The sequence below is a fragment of the Acidovorax sp. Leaf160 genome (assembly GCF_001424265.1).
In the GTDB taxonomy this organism is placed as follows: Bacteria; Pseudomonadota; Gammaproteobacteria; order Burkholderiales; family Burkholderiaceae_C; genus Paracidovorax.
In genome coordinates, this window is sequence record NZ_LMOV01000012.1 from 262225 (window position 1) to 279724 (window position 17500).

15 protein-coding genes are annotated in these 17500 nt (G+C 69.7%); 8 read left to right on the top strand and 7 right to left on the bottom strand.

Going from position 1 to position 17500, the window contains the following annotated elements:
- Positions 1–13: 13 nt before the first annotated feature.
- From ASF94_RS07810 to ASF94_RS07825, 4 genes are all read left to right on the top strand, one after another.
- Positions 14–1402: a D-serine ammonia-lyase gene (locus tag ASF94_RS07810; RefSeq protein ID WP_082493059.1), complete on the top strand. Its 1389-nt coding sequence runs from the start codon at positions 14–16 to the stop codon at positions 1400–1402.
- Between the two features lie 55 nt (positions 1403–1457).
- A complete protein-coding gene (locus tag ASF94_RS07815; RefSeq protein ID WP_082493061.1) occupies positions 1458–2480 on the top strand; it encodes a tripartite tricarboxylate transporter substrate binding protein in 1023 nt (340 codons plus the stop codon).
- Positions 2481–2611: 131 nt separating this feature from the next.
- Positions 2612–4162: an amidase gene (locus tag ASF94_RS07820; RefSeq protein ID WP_056663971.1), complete on the top strand. Its 1551-nt coding sequence runs from the start codon at positions 2612–2614 to the stop codon at positions 4160–4162.
- 17 nt (positions 4163–4179) lie between these two features.
- The gene (locus ASF94_RS07825) at positions 4180–5379 is read left to right on the top strand and encodes an FAD-binding oxidoreductase (RefSeq protein ID WP_056663974.1); all 1200 of its coding nucleotides are present in this window, start codon (positions 4180–4182) and stop codon (positions 5377–5379) included.
- Between the two features lie 180 nt (positions 5380–5559).
- Here the strand turns inward: ASF94_RS07825 and ASF94_RS07830 are convergent, their stop codons facing one another.
- The 3 genes from ASF94_RS07830 to ASF94_RS07840 form a co-directional block, all read right to left on the bottom strand.
- Positions 5560–5772 (bottom strand): YjfB family protein, encoded by a 213-nt coding sequence (locus ASF94_RS07830; RefSeq protein WP_056663977.1) that lies wholly within the window; start codon positions 5770–5772, stop codon positions 5560–5562.
- Between the two features lie 104 nt (positions 5773–5876).
- Complete coding sequence (locus ASF94_RS07835) at positions 5877–7298, bottom strand: dihydrolipoyl dehydrogenase (protein WP_056663981.1); 1422 nt, start codon at positions 7296–7298, stop codon at positions 5877–5879.
- A gap of 143 nt (positions 7299–7441) precedes the next feature.
- A complete protein-coding gene (locus tag ASF94_RS07840; protein ID WP_056663986.1) occupies positions 7442–8035 on the bottom strand; it encodes a YigZ family protein in 594 nt (197 codons plus the stop codon).
- Positions 8036–8186: 151 nt separating this feature from the next.
- Between ASF94_RS07840 and azu the strand changes: the two genes are divergently transcribed.
- Both azu and ASF94_RS07850 read left to right on the top strand, forming a co-directional pair.
- On the top strand, positions 8187–8642 hold the full coding sequence (gene azu, locus ASF94_RS07845; RefSeq protein ID WP_056663988.1) for an azurin: 456 nt from the start codon (positions 8187–8189) through the stop codon (positions 8640–8642).
- 175 nt (positions 8643–8817) lie between these two features.
- On the top strand, positions 8818–9000 hold the full coding sequence (locus tag ASF94_RS07850; protein ID WP_056663991.1) for a hypothetical protein: 183 nt from the start codon (positions 8818–8820) through the stop codon (positions 8998–9000).
- A gap of 3 nt (positions 9001–9003) precedes the next feature.
- Here ASF94_RS07850 and ASF94_RS07855 read toward each other — a convergent pair whose 3' ends face one another.
- On the bottom strand, positions 9004–10605 hold the full coding sequence (locus tag ASF94_RS07855; protein ID WP_235505297.1) for a methyl-accepting chemotaxis protein: 1602 nt from the start codon (positions 10603–10605) through the stop codon (positions 9004–9006).
- Positions 10606–10873: 268 nt separating this feature from the next.
- Between ASF94_RS07855 and ASF94_RS07860 the strand changes: the two genes are divergently transcribed.
- Positions 10874–13318, top strand: coding sequence for a YgiQ family radical SAM protein (locus tag ASF94_RS07860; protein WP_056663997.1), 2445 nt, complete (start codon positions 10874–10876; stop codon positions 13316–13318).
- Between the two features lie 72 nt (positions 13319–13390).
- On the opposite strand, the gene ASF94_RS07865 is transcribed toward ASF94_RS07860, so the two are convergent.
- From ASF94_RS07865 to ASF94_RS07875, 3 genes are all read right to left on the bottom strand, one after another.
- Positions 13391–13804 carry a hypothetical protein gene (locus tag ASF94_RS07865; protein WP_056664000.1) on the bottom strand — a complete coding sequence of 138 codons (414 nt, stop codon included), beginning with the start codon at positions 13802–13804 and terminating at the stop codon, positions 13391–13393.
- A gap of 202 nt (positions 13805–14006) precedes the next feature.
- Complete coding sequence (locus ASF94_RS07870) at positions 14007–14987, bottom strand: CoA transferase (RefSeq protein WP_082493062.1); 981 nt, start codon at positions 14985–14987, stop codon at positions 14007–14009.
- Positions 14988–15061: 74 nt separating this feature from the next.
- Positions 15062–16426: a CitMHS family transporter gene (locus ASF94_RS07875; RefSeq protein WP_156382450.1), complete on the bottom strand. Its 1365-nt coding sequence runs from the start codon at positions 16424–16426 to the stop codon at positions 15062–15064.
- A gap of 389 nt (positions 16427–16815) precedes the next feature.
- Here ASF94_RS07875 and ASF94_RS07880 point away from each other — a divergent pair, with 389 nt between their 5' ends.
- On the top strand, positions 16816–17430 hold the full coding sequence (locus tag ASF94_RS07880; RefSeq protein WP_082493063.1) for a response regulator transcription factor: 615 nt from the start codon (positions 16816–16818) through the stop codon (positions 17428–17430).
- Positions 17431–17500: the final 70 nt, after the last annotated feature.

Sequence of the window (17500 nt, forward strand, 5' to 3'; positions counted from 1 at the left end):
GAAGAATGGGGCCATGCCGAACACCGAGCCGCCACGCCTGCCTGCCCACAACACCGCTGCTGTCGAGACGCTGCTCTCGCTGGAGCAGGCCCAGCCCTGCTTCTGGGCCAACCCCGACCGCGCCCCAGCGCTGCCCCGGGTACTGGCAGCGGAAGCGGCTGCGGAAGCGGCTGGCATTAGCATCGATGATACGAAGGCCGCCGTGGCGCGCTTCGTGCGGTTCTCGGCGTTGCTGGCCGACCTGTTCCCCGAACTGGAAGGCCATGGCGTGATCGAGTCGCCCCTGCTGCCCGCAACCGCGCTGCAGCCCGCGCTGAACTGGGCCGACGGCAGCGGCGCGCTGTGGATCAAGGCCGACCACCGCCTGCCCGTCGCCGGCTCCATCAAGGCGCGGGGCGGGCTGCACGAGGTGCTGGAATTCGCCGAGCGCCTGGCGCTGGAGCACGGCCTGATCGCGCCGGGCGACGACGCCCAGGCCTACCGGGCCCTGGCCGCGCCGAAGGCCAGGGCGCTGTTCGGCCGCTACCAGGTGGCGGTGGGTTCCACCGGCAACCTCGGTTTGAGCATCGGCGTTGCCGCGTCGGCGCTGGGCTTCCAGGCGGTGGTGCACATGTCGGCCGACGCCAAGGAATGGAAGAAGGAGCGGCTGCGCCAGCGCGGTGTGCGGGTGGTGGAGCACGCGGGCGACTACGAACGCGCCGTGGCCGCCGGCCGCGCCGAGGCCGAGGCCGACCCGCTCTGCCACTTCGTGGACGACGAGCGGTCCCTGTCGCTGCTGCTGGGCTACAGCGCCGCTGCCTTCCACTTGCAGGCGCAGCTGGGTGCGGCGGGCATCGCCGTGGATGCGGACCATCCGCTCTTCGTCTACCTGCCCTGCGGCGTGGGCGGGGCGCCGGCCGGCATCGCCTTCGGGCTGCGCCAGCTGCTCGGGCCGCATGTGCACTGCTTCTTCGCCGAGCCGGTGCAGTCGCCCTGCTTCCTCGTGCAGATGCTGGCAGGCGAGGGCGGCCACCCCTCGGTGTACGACCACGGCCTGACCAACGAAACCGAAGCCGACGGGCTGGCCGTGCCACGCGCATCGCTGCTGGCCGCCGCGCTGATGCGGACGGTGATTTCCGGCTGCTACACGGTGCGCGACGCCACGCTGTTCGAGCACCTCGCCCAGGTGCTCGACGCCACGGGCGAGCGCATCGAGCCGTCTGCGGCCGCGGGCTTCAGTGGCCCGGGCCTGTTGACGGGCAGTGCCGCCGGCCGCGAATGGCTGGGCAACACGGGGCTGGACCGCGTGCTGGCGCACAGCACGCATCTGGTCTGGACCACCGGCGGGCTGTTCGTGCCACCGCAGGAATATGCGCGGTTCGTGGAGCGGGGTCGCGCCGGCCTGGCGGCCCACGACCGCTGACCGGAAGCCCGAGCCTTCGCACCCCTTTCACCCAACCCCTTCCGGAGCTGTCGCCATGAACCGTCCCACGATACTGTCCTCCACCCCCGGGGCCGTCGCCCGTGCGCTCGCCCGTGCGCTCGCGCTTGCAGCGCTTGCCGGTGCCGCCCTCGTCCCCAGCCTCGCCGCCGCGCAGGAGGGCTATCCGAGCAAGCCCATCACGCTGGTCATCCCGTTCCCGCCGGGCGGAGCGACCGACGTGCTGGGCCGGCTGATCGGCAAGAAGCTGGGCGATCAGCTGGGCCAGAACGTGGTGATCGACAACCGCGCGGGCGCCGGCACGGTGATCGGTGCGAGCTATGTCGCCAAGGCGGCGCCGGACGGCTACACGCTGCTGATGAGTTCCGGCACCACCTTCACGGTCAACCCGGCCATCCGGCCGCGCCTGCCCTACGACCCGGTCAAGAGTTTCGAGCCCATCGGCATCGCCGGGCGCACGGGGCTGGTCCTGCTGGCCGGCAAGGACGTGCCGGTGCGCGATCTCGCGCAGTTCATCCGCACGGTGAAGGCGGCGCCCGACAAGTATTCCTACGGTTCCTACGGCACCGGCACCACGTCCCAGTTCGCGGGCGAGATGTTCTTCCACGCCGCGGGGCTGAAGATCCAGCACGTGCCGTACAAGGGCAGCGCGCCGGCCATGGTCGACCTGATGGGCGGGCAGATCCCGTTCACGGTGGACACGGTGTCCGCTGCCGTGCCGCAGCTCAAGGAAGGCAAGATCCGCGCGCTGGCGGTCACGTCCGCGCGCCGCTCGGCCCTGCTGCCGCAGGTGCCCACGCTGGCCGAGAGCGGTTTTCAAGGGGTCGAGATGGACACCTGGCTCGCCCTGGTCGCGCCCGCCGGCCTGCCCCCCGCCGTGAAGACGAAGCTGGAGCAGGCCCTGGCCCAGGCGGTGGCGGATGCCGACATGCAGAGCAAGCTGCTGGCCAACGGCTTCGAGCCTGCCTACGCGCCCGCCAAGGACGTCAGCGCACTGATCGAGAGGGAGCTGCCGCAGATGCGCGCCATCGCCCAGCGCGCCGGCATCCAGGCCGACTGACGCAGTCTGCCCCGCTGCCGCGCAGCACGCGCCTCCTGCTCGGGCGCGCCGCCTTGCCCGCCGCACCGGCCTCCGTTACCTTCCGCTTTCCTCCCGCTTTCCTCTCGTATTCCTTCCTGCACGACCACGCCATGACCTTCGATTCCCGCCTGGTGGAGCTGTCCGCCCCTGAACTGCGCCAGCGCATCGGCACGCGCGAGATCTCGCCCGTGGAGCTGCTGGAGGCCTGCATCCAGCGCATCGAAGCGGTCAACCCGCTCGTCAACGCCATCACCGCCACCTGCTATGACCGGGCCCGCGCCGAGGCGCGCGCCGCCGAACAGGCCGTGCTGCGCGGCGACGCGCTCGGGCTGCTGCACGGCCTGCCGCTGGGCGTGAAGGACCTGGAGGCCACGGCCGGGCTGCTCACCACCTATGGCTCGCAGATCTACCGCGAGAACATTCCCGCCGAAGACAATGTGCTGGTGGCGCGGCTGCGCGCGGCCGGCGCCATCGTCACGGGCAAGACCAACATCCCTGAAATGGGCGCGGGCGCCAATTCCCGCAACACCGTCTGGGGCGCCACCGGCAACCCGTTCGATCCGAACCTGAATGCGGGCGGATCGTCCGGCGGCTCGGCGGCCGCGCTGGCCTGCGACATGCTGCCGGTGTGCACCGGCTCGGACACCGGTGGTTCGCTGCGCATACCCGCCGCGCTGTGCGGGGTGGTGGGCTTCCGGCCGTCGCCCGGCGTGGTGCCCAGTTCGCGCAAGCTGCTGGGCTGGACGCCGATCTCCGTCGTCGGCCCCATGGGCCGCACGATGGACGAAACCTGCCTGCAGCTGGCCGCCACGGCCGGCATGTCGGCCGGCGACCCCCTCAGCTACCCGCTGGATGCGATGGCCTTCCTGGACCCTCCGCCGGTGGACCTGGCGGGCCTGCGGGTGGGTTACACCGAAGACTTCGGCGCCTGCGCGGTCGATGACGGCATCCGCCGGGTGTTCCGCCAGAAGGTGGCGGCGATGCGCCACCTCTTCAAAAGCTGCGACGCCATCCGCTTCGACCTGGGCGACGTGCATCGCTGCTTCGATGTGCTGCGCGCCGAAGCCTTCGTCGCCGGCACGCGCGAGGCCTACGAGCGCGACCCGGCGAGCCTGGGGCCCAACACCCGCGCCAACTACGAAATGGGCGCTGCGATGTCGCTCATCGACAGCGCATGGGGCCAGGCCGAGCAGACGCGCATCCTGGCGCGCTTCCAGCAGGCTTTCGAGGCCTTCGACGTGATTCTGGCGCCCACCACCCCGGTGCCGCCATTCCCGTGGACGCAGCTTTTCGCCAGCCACATCAACGGCGAGCCACAGGCCAACTATTACCGCTGGCTGGGGCTGACCTACGTCACCACGCTCACCACGCATCCGGCACTGAGCCTGCCCTGCGGCCGTGACGAGGCAGGCATGCCCTTCGGGCTGCAGGTGGTCGGGCCGTTCCGCGGCGACGTGCGCACGCTGGGCGTGGGCCGGTCGCTGGAGCAGGCGTTCGCCGGCATCGCCGGGCTCGAACGCCCGCGGCCCGACCTGGCGGCGCTGGTGCCGGCAGCGCCCGCGCTGACCTCCATCGTGACCCAGGCGCCCGATGCCAACGATGCGCGGGGCGTGGCGCGGGCCGGCGGCCCGGCGGCTGGCGGCTCCGTCTCCGCTGTCTGACACCCGAGGTTTCCGCCATGCAGTCGTTCGATTTCATCGTCATCGGTGCCGGCATCGCCGGCGCGTCCGTGGGCTGGCAGCTGGCCGCCCGCGCCCAGGCAGGGGGCACGTCCCACGCCGACAGGTCCGCGGCCCCGGCCAGCGTGCTGGTGCTGGAACGGGAGCCGCAGCCGGGCTATCACACCACCGGGCGTTCCGCCGCGCTCTACATGGAGACCTACGGCACGCCCAACATCCGCGCGCTGACGCGGGCGAGCCGGGACTTCTTCGACGCGCCGCCGCCAGAGTTCGGCACCGATCCGATCCTGAGCCCGCGCGGCGTGGTGTTCGTGGCCGGGCCCGAGCAGCTGCCGCTGCTGGACGAGGCCATCGCCGAAGCACGGGAGCGGTCGCCCGATGTGCGCCGCATGGAGCAGGCGGAGCTGCTGGCGCTGCTGCCGTGCCTGCGGCCCGAGGCGGTAGCGGCCGGCATGCTGGAGCCGGGCGCTGCGGACATCGACGTGCATGCGCTGCACCAGGGCTACCTGCGCGGCCTGCGCCAGCGTGGCGGCCAACTGCGCACGGGGGCCGAGGTCACCGCACTGGAGCGGCTGCCGGCGGAGGGCGGGGCGCCGGCCTGCTGGCAGGTGACGCTCTCCAGTGGCGAACGGCTGCGGGCCGGCACCCTCGTCAACGCGGCGGGCGCCTGGGCGGACGTGGTGGCGCAGCAGGCGGGCGTGCGGCCCATCGGCCTGGAGCCGCGCCGCCGCACCGCTTTCACCTTCAGCGCGCCGGCCGGCATGCACACCAGCGACTGGCCTGCGGTGGTGGCGATCGACGAGTCTTGCTACTTCAAGCCCGATGCCGGCCAGTTGCTCGGGTCCCCCGCCAATGCCGACCCGACCCATCCGCACGACGTGGTGCCCGAGGAGCTGGACGTGGCCACCGGCATCTACCACATCGAGGAGATGACCACGTTCCAGATACGCCGCCCCTCGCACACCTGGGCGGGGCTGCGCTCCTTCGTGCCGGACGGCGACATGGTGATCGGCTGGGACGACGAGGTGCCGGGCTTTTTCTGGCTGGCGGCGCAGGGCGGCTACGGCATCCAGAGCGCGGCGGGTGCCTCGCTGCTGGCCCGGCAGCTGCTGCTGGGCGAGCCGCTGGACGCGTCATTGACAGGGGAGGGCGTGGACGTGGCAGGGCTGTCGCCCGCGCGCCTCAGACCGCCGATGTGAGCATGCCGGTTGCCGCGGCTGGCATCACGGCGGCTTGTTGCCTCGCGAGCCGCAGCGACGAGTGCCGGATGTGCAGGGCTGCGGTCGCGCTGCCAGCCGAATCCCTCGAAAATATAGGTCAAATACGGCTCGGGCGCTTGTATTTGCTCAAGATGACGCTATAAAAATAATAGCAAAAGCTCAGGCGAAGGTGTTGACTTGCGTGCCCAGCGTGCCGGAGGTTGCCAGCGCCGGCTGGGCTGCGGGCGCCACCGACTGCAGCAGCGTGGCCGCGCCGGCGGCCTGGATGTCCATGGCCTTCTTGAGCACGGCCACGTTCACGGCATCGGAAGTCTGCCGGTTCGAGGCGGCGGTGGCGGCACTGACGATGGAATTGCTGAGCGAGACGTCCATGGCAAAGGCTCCTGAAATCGGGATCGATGCCCCGTTATCGGCCAGCCGGAGCCGAAATTGAGCCGAAGTTGCGCCGAGGTTCGCCCCCGTGGCGAGGCGGTGGCTCAGTCCAGCGCGCTGGCCCCGAAGGCACCGCAGGCCCCCAGGTCGGAGTCCTGCATGCGCGGCAGGTGCGTTGCCGCGTCGCGCAATGCGCTGCGCAGGCCTTCCTCCAGCACCGGGTGGTAGAACGGCATGCCCAGCATCTCGGCCACGGTCAGTTCCTGCCCGATGGCGAGCGCCAGCAGATGCGCCAGGTGTTCACCGTCCGGCGCGCAGAGTTCGGCGCCCAGCAGCCGGCCGGTGTCCTTGGCGGCATACACGTGCAGCCGGCCATGGTTGCGCTGGGCCACGCGGGCGCGGCCCTGGTCGTCGAAGTTGACCTTGCCGGTGATGAAGCCGCCTTCGCCGTCTTCCATCAACGCGGCGTGCCTGCGGCCCACGACGGCGGCGTTCGGCTGCGTGAACGAGATCGCCAGCCGGGTGCGGCGCTTGAACGAGCGGGGCTGCTCCGCAAAAGCGTTCAGCCCGGCGATATGGCCGTCGTCCGCAGCCTCGTGCAGCAGCGGCCGGTCGCCGTCGGCGTCGCCCGCAAGAAACACGCGCAGACCCCCCACCTGCATCGAGTGGCGGTCCACGGGCGGCAGGCCCTTGTCGTCCAGGTCCAGCCCCAGGGTGTCCAGGCCCAGGTGATCCACGTTGGGCTTGCGGCCCAGCGCCGCCAGCACCTGGTCGACCACCACCGTGGCGGTGCCATTGGTGACCTCGATGCCGCCCGCCACCTCGCGCAACTGCACGTCGCCGCCGATGTTGACGGGGAACTCGTGCTTCATCAGCGTCACCAGCGTGTCGTTGACGACCGGGTCCGTCAGCCCCGCGACCGTGGGCTGCTTGCTGAATGCGGCCACCTCCAGGCCCAGCCGCGCGAGCGCCTGGGCCATCTCGGAGCCGACCGCGCCCAGGCCGATCACGGCGATGCGCGGGCCGAGCGTCGGCTGCTCGAACAGGGTGTCCGTGGTGAGGATGCGGTCGCCGAACGCGAGCCAGGGTTCCGGCACCACCGGGCGCGAGCCGGTCGCAACGATGATGTTCTTCGCTTCGTAGGTCGTGCCGTTCACTTCCACCCGCCGCGCGTCGAGCAGGCGCGCGCGGCCCGAGATCTCGCGCTCGCCCGCATCGGTGGCCTTCAGGGTCGCTTTGACGAAGTCGTCGCGCAACGCCCGCACGCGCCGCAGCACGGCAGGCAGATCCACGGTCAACCCGTCGCCGCCGTGGATGCCCAGCGCGTGCATCTTGTGCCGCGCATGGAACGAGTTGCCGGCTTCCAGCAACATCTTGGACGGCATGCAGCCCACGCGGGCGCAGGTCGTCCCCCAGGGGCCGTCGTTGATGATGAGATACCGCTCGGTGCGTTTGCGGACTTCGCGCAGCGCGGCCAGGCCGGCCGAGCCAGCGCCGATGATGATGACGTCGAGAGGGAGGCTCATGCGCGCAGTCCTGACTGGAAGAATGAAGGGGTGAACGAGTGTCGCCGGCTCCGCCTGCACCGTCTGTAGGCGGCCAGCGCTCGCGCCCGGCGGGCGGCGTGCTGTCGCGCTGCGCTGCACCCGTCCCGGGCTGCGCTTGGCGCTCAGGCAGTGGCCGTGTGCCAGCCGATCCGGCCCTGGGCGACGTCGTTCGCCCGCTGGGTGAATGCATCGGCCCCTGACTGCGGCAGCCGGATCCGCAGCACGACCTGCGAGCCGTGGGCGACCTGCAGCAGTTCGGCGTGCGCCGCTTCGATCTCGCGCCGCAGCGCACCTTCCAGCGCATAGGGCACTTCGCATTCCAGCACGCACATGCGCTGCAGCAGCACCTTGTCGGCCGTGAGAAGCGCCTGGGCGATGGAGTCCGTGTAGGCGCGCACCAGCCCGCCGGCCCCCAGCTTCACGCCGCCGAAGTAGCGCACCACCGTGGCCAGCACGCCTTCCAGGTCCTGGTGCCGCAGCACGTCGAGCATGGGTCGGCCGGCGGTGCCGCCGGGCTCGCCGTCATCCACGGCGGCCGATTGCCCGCCGGCCAGCAGGGCCCAGCAGATGTGCGCCGCGCCCGGGTGCTGCTTCCAGAGCGCGTCGACCGCCGCCTGGGCCGCAGCGCGGTCGGCCATCGGTTGCACGCAGCCGATGAAGCGGCTCTTCTTGATGACGATCTCGCTGTGGGCAGGGGCGCTCAGGGTCTGTGGCATGGGGCAGGAAGTTTAGGCGCGCCGGCACGGGCCGGGAGCGGGGAGGGTGCGAGCTTGATGCACGTCAACCTGCGCGCGGGCCATCTGCCTACGATGCACCCACGAAGCCCGACAACGCTTCGCCCCTCTTAATCTGAAAGGTGACGACGACATGGCAAACCTCTGGAAACCCCTGGCGCTTTGGGCGGTGTGCGCGGTGGCCGCGCCTGCATGGGCGGCCGGTTGCGCCGTCGAGATCGAAGGCAATGACGCCATGCAGTTCAACAAGGCCGCCATCGCCGTGCCCGCCAGCTGCAAACAGTTCACCGTCAAGCTCAAGCACGCAGGCAAGCTGCCCAAGACCGCGATGGGCCACAACTGGGTGCTGACCCGGGCGGGCGACATGCAGGGCGCCGCCACCGATGGCATGGCGGCAGGCGCGGCCCGGAACTACGTGAAGGACGGCGACACCCGGGTGATCGCGCACACCAAGGTCATTGGCGGCGGTGAGGCCGATACGGTAACGTTTGCCACGACGGCGCTGAAGGCAGGGGAGCCGTACACCTACTTCTGCTCGTTCCCCGGTCACTCGGCCATCATGAAAGGCACGCTCACGCTCGCCAAGTGAGACGCGGGGCGGGCACGCGCGTGCGGCCGGCCAGACAGGGCAGAGCGGAGCAGCACGGGCCTGCACGGGGGGTCATCGGCCAGCGCCACGGGTCGGGGGACTACACCCGATGAGGCGCCGGCGACCTAGTCTCGACGCATTCCGCGCTGCTTCAGGCCGCCATCGAAAGCCCGCCATGCTCTCCATCCCCCTGCCGACCGCCTTCGCCCGCTTCTTTTCCGCACCGTCCTTCGTGGGGCCGGCGGAAGGGGCCGGCGAGCCGGCGTCCATTCTCGCGGCCGCACCCGAGCTGGTGTCGGCCTATGAGGATCCACCCCACGACCTGGACCAGCGGGTGCGCGCCATCGGCGAGTGGTGAGCTTTAGGCCAGGCGCAGCGGCGCTGACGGCAGGGCCAGCCCGGCAGGGTCCGACGGCAGCTTGAAGAGCGCCACCGCCTCGACCAGTTCCCGCGCCTGCTGCTGCAGGCTCTGCGCCGCAGCGGCGCTTTCTTCCACCAGCGCGGCGTTCTGCTGCGTGGCCTGGTCCATCTGGGTGACGGCCATGCCCACTTGCGCGACGCCGTTGCTCTGCTCGCTGCTGGCGGCGCTGATTTCGCCCACGATGTCGGTGACGCGCTTGATGGAGGTGACCACTTCCTCCATGGTCGCGCCGGCGCGATCGACCAGCGCCGTGCCTTCCTCCACCCGCGTCACGCTTTCGCTGATGAGGGTCTTGATCTCGCGGGCGGCCTGTGCGCTGCGCTGAGCGAGATTGCGCACCTCGCTCGCCACCACGGCAAAGCCGCGGCCCTGGTCGCCGGCACGGGCGGCTTCCACGGCCGCGTTCAGCGCGAGGATGTTGGTCTGGAAGGCGATGCCGTCGATCACGCCGATGATGTCCGCGATGCGGCGTGAGCTGTCGTTGATGGTGCGCATGGTGGTCACGACCTGGCTCACGACCTCGCCGCCCTGCACGGCGACGGTGGAGGCGCCCTGGGCCAGCTGATTGGCCTGGCGCGCGTTCTCGGCGTTGTGGCGGACGGTGGCGCTCAGCTCTTCCATGGTGGCCGCGGTTTCCTGCAGCGCGCTGGCCTGCTGCTCGGTGCGGTTGCTCAGGTCGCTGCTGCCCATCGCGATCTGATGCGAGCCCGTGGCGATGGAGTCCGACGAGCTGCGGACCTTCGCCACGATGGACGCCAGGCTGTTCTGCATGATCGCCAAAGACGCCAGCACGCTGTCGGGGGTGACCAGGCTCGACGTGCTCAGCGGGCTCAGGTCGCCGGCGGCCACGCGGTGTGCCGCCAGGCCCAGTTCTGCCGGCTCGGCACCGAGGGCGCGCGACAGGCGGCGGGCGATGATCACGCCGGCCGCGATGGCCAGCGCCAGCGCAACCAGGCAGGCCACGACCATCACCGCCCGCTGGTGGCCGAAGCGCTCGTCGGCCTCCAGCTGCAGGGCTTCGGCGCGTCGGCCCGCGTCGACGACGAATTCGCCGACCTTGGTCGTCAACTGGGCCAGCAGCGGGCGGCATTCCAGGTTGATCTTGGCGATGGCCGGGTCACGCTGGCCTTCGGTGGCCAGACGCACGATGTCGCGCGCCACGGGGCCATACACCGATTCGATGCGCACCATGTCGGCCAGCAACGCCTGGGTGGGGGCGGGCACGGCGGTGTCGGCGCCGATCATCCGCTGCAGCTCGGCCATGCGGGTCTGCACTTCGGCGTCGGCCTTCAGCACCAGATCGCGCTCCTTGTTGGCCTCTCCCGCCGCGGTGGCCAGCACCTCGTTGCGCACCGCGACGGCGCGCCGGTTGACGGCATCGCGCATCTCCTCGGCCAGGTTGGCCTGCCGGTCGATGCCGTGCACGTAGTTCTTGAAGGTCCGGTCGGCTTCGTTGAGCGAGCGCAGGGAGAGGCCGGAGACGGCGAGGACCACGACCACGAGCGCGCCAAAGGCGAATCCGAGCTGGGCTTTGACTTTCATGGCGGGGTGGCTCATGGGTTGGCTTTCTGCCGGCGCCTGTACGCCGATGTTTAACAAGAAGAATGTTTTGTCTCAATACGTAAGCGGACTATCTTTGGATTGGCTGTTTGAATCAACACTCAAATGTCAATGAGCAGCTAGGGGAAAACACTATCGTTCTGCCGGGTGGAATAGAAATGGCTGGGCAGGCGTAGCCATTAACACCCTGCTGCTGCACCGAAACGCCGAACCGCCTAAAATCCACGGCCCTCCCCCCACACACTTTTTGATGAACGCCCCTGTCGACGTTTCCTTTTTCGCGCGCGCTGCCAAGCCGCTGACCAGCTATCGCCCCTATTGGGCGAAGCGGTTCGGCACGGCGCCGTTCCTGCCCATGAGCCGCGAGGAGATGCAGCAACTGGGCTGGGACAGCTGCGACGTGATCCTGGTGACGGGCGACGCCTATGTGGATCACCCCAGCTTCGGCATGGCCGTGGTCGGCCGCACGCTGGAGGCGCAGGGCTTTCGCGTGGGCATCATTGCGCAGCCCGACTGGCAGAGTGCAGAGCCGTTCAAGGCGCTGGGGCGGCCCAATCTGTTTTGGGGCGTGACGGCGGGCAACATGGATTCGATGATCAACCGGTACACCGCCGACCGGAAGATCCGCAGCGACGACGCCTACACGCCCGGCGACATCGGCGGCAAGCGCCCCGACCGGGCTGCCATCGTCTACAGCCAGCGCTGCCGCGAAGCCTTCAAGGACGTGCCGATCATCCTGGGCGGCATCGAAGGCAGCCTGCGCCGCATCGCGCATTACGACTACTGGAGCGACAAGGTGCGCCGCTCCATCGTGGTCGATGCCAAGTGCGATCTGCTGCTCTACGGCAACGCCGAGCGTGCCCTGGTCGAAGTGGCCCACCGCCTGGCCGCGCGCGAGCCGGTCGAGCAGATCACCGACGTGCGCGGCACGGCCTTCGTGCGGCGCCCGGGCGACGAATCGGGCCAGGGCTGGTTCGAGATCGACTCCAGCACCGTGGACGAGCCGGGCCGGGTGGAGGCGCACGTCAATCCCTACATGACGACCAGCGAGCAGGCGGCGTCGCAAGGCGCGACCTGCAGCAAGGATGATGCTCCTGATTCAATAGCGCAAGGTCCAGCCGCTCCGGCCGCTGCAGGCGAAAAGGATTCGAACCCCGCGATCCAGCCGATCCAGTTCGTCGCCAACCCGGCGTTGCGCACGCGGCTCAAGGTGCCGCCACGCGACAAGAGCGTGATCCGCCTGCCCAGCTACGAGCAGGTCAAGAGCGACCCGGTGCTCTATGCCCATGCGAACCGGGTGCTGCACCTGGAAACCAACCCGGGCAACGCCCGCGCCCTGGTGCAGGCGCACGGCGAGGGGGCCACGGCGCGCGACGTCTGGATCAACCCACCGCCCATCCCGCTCACTACGGCCGAGATGGACCACGTGTTCGATCTGCACTACGCCCGGGCGCCGCACCCGAGCTACGCCGACGAGAACGGCAGCCACGACCACGCCACCAAGATCCCGGCGTGGGAGATGATCCGTTTTTCGGTGAACATCATGCGCGGCTGCTTTGGCGGCTGCACCTTCTGCTCGATCACCGAGCACGAAGGCCGCATCATCCAGAGCCGCTCCGAGGATTCCATCATCCAGGAGATCGAAGACATCCGCGACAAGGTGGCGGGCTTCACCGGCACCATCTCCGACCTGGGCGGCCCCACGGCCAACATGTACCGCCTGGGCTGCAAGAGCCCGGAGATCGAAGCGGCCTGCCGCAAGCCCAGCTGCGTGTATCCGGGCATCTGCTCGAACCTCGGCACCAACCACGACCCGCTCATCAAGATCTACCGCCGGGGCCGTGCGCTCAAGGGCATCAAGAAGATCCTGATCGGCTCCGGCCTGCGCTACGACCTGGCGGTGAAGTCTCCCGAGTACGTCAAGGAACTGGTGCAGCACCACGTGGGCGGCTATCTCAAGATCGCGCCCGAGCACACCGAGCAGGGCCCGCTCACCAAGATGATGAAGCCTGGCATCGGCAGCTATGACAAGTTCAAGCAGATGTTCGAGCAGTTCACGGAAGAGGCCGGCAAGAAGCAGTTCCTCATTCCGTACTTCATCGCCGCTCACCCGGGCACCAGCGACGAGGACATGATGAACCTCGCCATCTGGCTGAAGAAGAACGGTTTCCGCGCCGACCAGGTGCAGACCTTCTACCCCAGCCCCATGGCGACGGCGACGGCGATGTACCACTCGGGCAAGAACCCGCTGCGCAAGATCGGGCGCGACAGCGAGGGCGTGGACATCGTGCGGGGCGAAAAGCGCCGGCGACTGCACAAGGCCTTCCTGCGCTACCACGACCCGAACAACTGGCCGCTGCTGCGCGATGCGCTCAAAAGCATGGGCCGTGCCGACCTGATCGGCAACGGCAAGCACCATCTGATCCCGACCTTCCAGCCGATGACCGATGGCAGCTACCAGAGCGCGCGGCGCAGCAACAGCACCGTCGCATCCTCGGCGCGCAAGCCGGTGCAGCAGCAGCCGGTGCAAGGCCGCCTGCTGACCCAGCACACCGGTCTGCCGCCGCGTGCCGGGCTGGTGACGGGCAAGCCGGCCAGGCCGGTGGCTTCGGGCGGCGCCAAGCCGTTCGGCGGCGCGGCGAAGCCCGGAGCGGGCAAGGGGCAGGGCGCCAAGCCCCAGTGCAAGGGCGGCTGAAGGCGCGCCCTTCGGCGATCCCCGCCAGTCAGCCGGGCCCCGGTTGGGTGGCCGGGGTGCGTGACCCGGCGCTCAGGGCACCGGTGTGGAGATCAGCTCTTCGATGATCAGCCGCCGGTAGTAGAACGCGGCCTGGCAGCCCAGAGGTTCCAGCAGGTCGGTCAGCGACTCGGGTGAATCCTCGTCATGGGCTTCGAAGAACAGCGCATGGCTGCCGTTGCTGGCCATGTCCGCAATGCGCCGCACGATGACGCCCTCGGCTCCCACGGAGGGCAGGGGATCGTCGGCATTGCCCAAGGTGCGCACCACGTGCTGGAGGATCGCGTCCGGCGGGGCATGGGCCACGTCGGTGCGGTCCTGTTCCTGCATGGCGTCCGCTGCGGCGCGGGCCCCGGCCTCGTCGGGGAACACGGCGAAGACGTAGCCGGTCGGGTAGAAGGTGCCGACCGCGGAGGTCATTTCCGGCGTCAGGGCGAAGGGCTTCATGGCATTCCTCGGGGTGGGGTATGGCGATGCATTGAACGACAGAGCCAGCCTGTCGGGTGTCGGACGGTGTCGGTCTGCTGTGCCGGTGTTTGAAGCCAAAGCTTGCTGAAGCCCAAGTACAGCATTGGTTTGCTGCTATTCAATCGATAGCAATATCGTCGGTGACCAGTGCTGGCAGAGTGGCGCTCAGGGCCTCCTGGGCTCACTCCGGCGGCAGCGTGTGCAGCGGTATGTCCTGCAGCGCCGCCAACGCGTCCAGCCCGGAGCGCGTCTGCCCCTCCAGAAAAGCCGCCACGGCGCCACGGGTTTCCGGGGCGCGCGGATCAGTGGCCGGGTCCAGCCCGGCGGCGGCGAAGAGCCGCGCCGCGAAGTGGGGCTCCAGCGCGGCCACCGCGACACGCCCGTCGGCGCAGGGATACACCCCATAGCCCGCATGGGCGCCGCCCACGTCGCCGCCGGCAGTGGTGAGTCCCCAGCCGCGCGGCAGGGCAAGCCAGTGCGCGGCGTCTTCCAGCGCGACGTCGATGCACACGCCTTGCCCCGACACGGCCCGCGCCAGCAGCGCCTGCAGCACGGCTTCCGACGCAGCCAGCGCGCCGGCCATGTCGGCCTGCAGCGATGCCGGCAGCGCGCAGCCCGTGCCTGCGAGCAAGCCGGCTTCCGCCTGGTATGTCAGGTCGTGACCGGGCTCTTCGGAGCGCGCGCCGGCCCCGCCCACGATGCGCACCATGGAAAGGCGCGGCCAGCGTTGCTGCAACGCGTGCCATTCCAGCCCCAGCTTGCGCAGCGCGGACGGGCGAAAGGAAGTGAGCAGCACGTCGGCCGCATCCAGTTCGGCATGCAGCGCGGCCTGCCCTGGGCCTGTTTTCAGGTCGGCCTGCAGGGTGCGGATGCCTTCGTGCAGCGCCGCGTAGGCATTCGGGCTGTAGCGGGCCATGGGGTCGCCGCTGGCGTGGCCTGGCGCGGGGGCAGGCGGCTCCAGCTTGACGCAGTCGGCCCCCAGGCGCTGGCAGCGCAGCAGGGCGGCCGGGCCTGGCAGGTTCAGCGCCAGGCTCAGGATGCGGGTGCCGCGCAGGGTGTGCGAGGGCTCGAAGGCCGGAACAGGCCGGGCGGCGGGTGCGGCCTGTGCGGCCGGTGCGGCTCTGGAGGGTGTGGCGGATGTGGAGGATGTCGCTAAGGGCATCCGCGGTTTATATCCACGGACGCCCTGGGCGGCCAGTCGCGTTCGCCCGGGGGGCGTCGATCGCCAGAAAGCGGTCAGCGCACCAGCGCCTGGCCCACCAGCGGAAAGAGGCCCAGCACCAGGCAGGCGGCCATCAGCGCCAGGCACACCAGCACCGCCCACTTGAGCGTGAAGCGCTGGTGGTCGCCGAAGTCCACGCCCGCCAGGCTGACCAGCAGGTAGGTGGACGGCACCAGCGGGCTCAGCAGGTGCACCGGCTGGCCGATGAGCGACGCGCGTGCCATCTCCACCGCGCTGATGCCGTAGCCCTGGGCGGCTTCGTTCAGGATGGGCAGCACGCCGAAGTAGAACGCGTCGTTCGACATGAAGAACGTGAGCGGCATGCTGAGCAGTGCGGTGATGGTGGGCAGGTAAGGCCCCAGGCTGGGCGGAATGGCCGCCAGCAGGCCGCGCGACATGGCTTCGACCATGCCCGTGCCGGACAGGATGCCGGTGAAGATGCCGGCCGCGAAGATCAGCGCCACCACTGCCAGTGCATTGCCCGAGTATTCGGAGATCAGGTGCCGCTGGTGCGCCAGATTGGGGTAGTTGATGACGATCGCGATGGCGAAGCCGATCATGAAGAGCACGGGCAGCGGCAGCAGGCCCATCACAAGCGTGACCATCAACGCCGTGGTGAGCGCAAAGTTCACCCACAGCAGCTTGGGGCGGCGCAGGTCGGCGGTTTCGGGGCCGGCCATGGTGGGCAGGTGCTCGCCGGTGTTGTCGTCGTCGCCCTGCGCGCCCGGCAGTGGCGCCAGCGGCTCGCCGGGCAGCGCCACGCGGCCCAAACGGCGTCGCTCCCGCAGGCCCAGCCAGAAGGCGATGGCCATCAGGCTCAGGATGGCAACACCCATGGCGGGGACCATCGGCACGAATACGTCGCCCGGGTCCACGTGCAGGGCGCTCGCGGCGCGGGCGGTGGGGCCGCCCCAGGGCGTGAGGTTCATGATGCCGCTGGCCAGCAAGGCCACGCAGGTCAGGTTCAGCGGGTTCATCTTGAGCCGCTTGTAGAGCGGCAGCATCGACGCGATGGTGATCATGTAGGTGGTCGAGCCATCGCCATCGAGGGAGATCAGCAGCGCCAGCGCCGCCGAGCCCATCACGATCTTGAGCGGGTCGCCCTTGACCAGCCGCAGGATGAAGCCGACCACCGGGTCGAACAGGCCCGCGTGGATCATCACGCCGAAATAGAGGATGGCGAACATCAGCATCACGCCCGTCGGCGCGATCTTGCGGATGCCCTCCAGCATCATCGTGCCCATCGTGGGACCGAAGCCGCCGACCAGGGCGAACACGATGGGGATGATGATGAGCGCGACCAGCGGCGAGAGGCGCCGGGTCATGATGAGCGTCATGAACGTCAGCACCATGCCGAATCCGAGCAGGGTCAGCAGCATGGCGGGGTTCTCCGAGTGAACGACATCTTTGTCTCCGTGATCTTTTGGATGGACTGCGGGTGGCTCAAGGCCATCGAGGGAAAGGGGGCCGCGCGCCCGGGCGGTACACCCCGGATCGCGCGACGGGGTGAACCTTAGGGATCGACCCTGTCGTGCGCCTGTCGTGGCGCGGGCCATAAGTGGATGTGCTGATGGGGTAAACCCGGAGCCTGCCCGCGCCTCGCCCACCGGATTGCGGCGATACTGCCGGCCTTCGAGCCACCCTCGGCAATCCCTCGCCTTCCGTTCGCGCGCGTCCTGCGTCCCACGCCCACCGCCATGTACTGCCGATCAGCCTTCCTGGCCGCGTCCACCGCCCGTCCACCGTCCTGTCCAGGGAATTGACGGCCATGCGCATCCTGGTGGTGGAAGACGACACCGATCTCGCCGAGGCGGTGGTGCGGCGGCTGCGGCGGCAGGGCCACGCGGTGGACTGGCAATCGAACGGCCGCGAGGCCTGCGAGGTGCTCGGCTATGCGCAGTTCGATCTGCTGCTGCTCGATATCGGCCTGCCCGGCATGGACGGCCTGGCGCTGCTGGCGCACCTGCGCCGGCAGGGCAACAAGACGCCCGTGCTGATGCTCACCGCCCGCTCCGACATCGAAGACCGTGTGAACGCGCTGGACGAGGGCGCCGACGACTACCTGGACAAGCCCTTCGACTTCCGCGAACTGGACGCCCGCTGCCGTGCACTGCTGCGCCGCCCGCAGGGGCAGGCGGCGGGGCTCTGGACCGTCGGCGGCCTGGCGATCGACAGCGCGGCGCGACGGGTGAGCCTGGACGGGCAGGACCTGGACCTGCCGCACCGCGAATTCAGCCTGCTGGAGATCCTGGTGGGCCGGCTGGGCCGCGCCGTCAGCAAGGACGAGATCGCCGGGCGCCTCTTCCATTTCGACGAGGATGTGGGCCTCAACGCCATCGAGGTCTACATCGGCCGCTTGCGCCGCAAGCTGGCGGGCAGCTAGCTGCAGATCACCACCCTGCGCAGCGTGGGCTACCGTGCCGACGCGGTGGCCGCCCCGGCCGCCCCGGCCG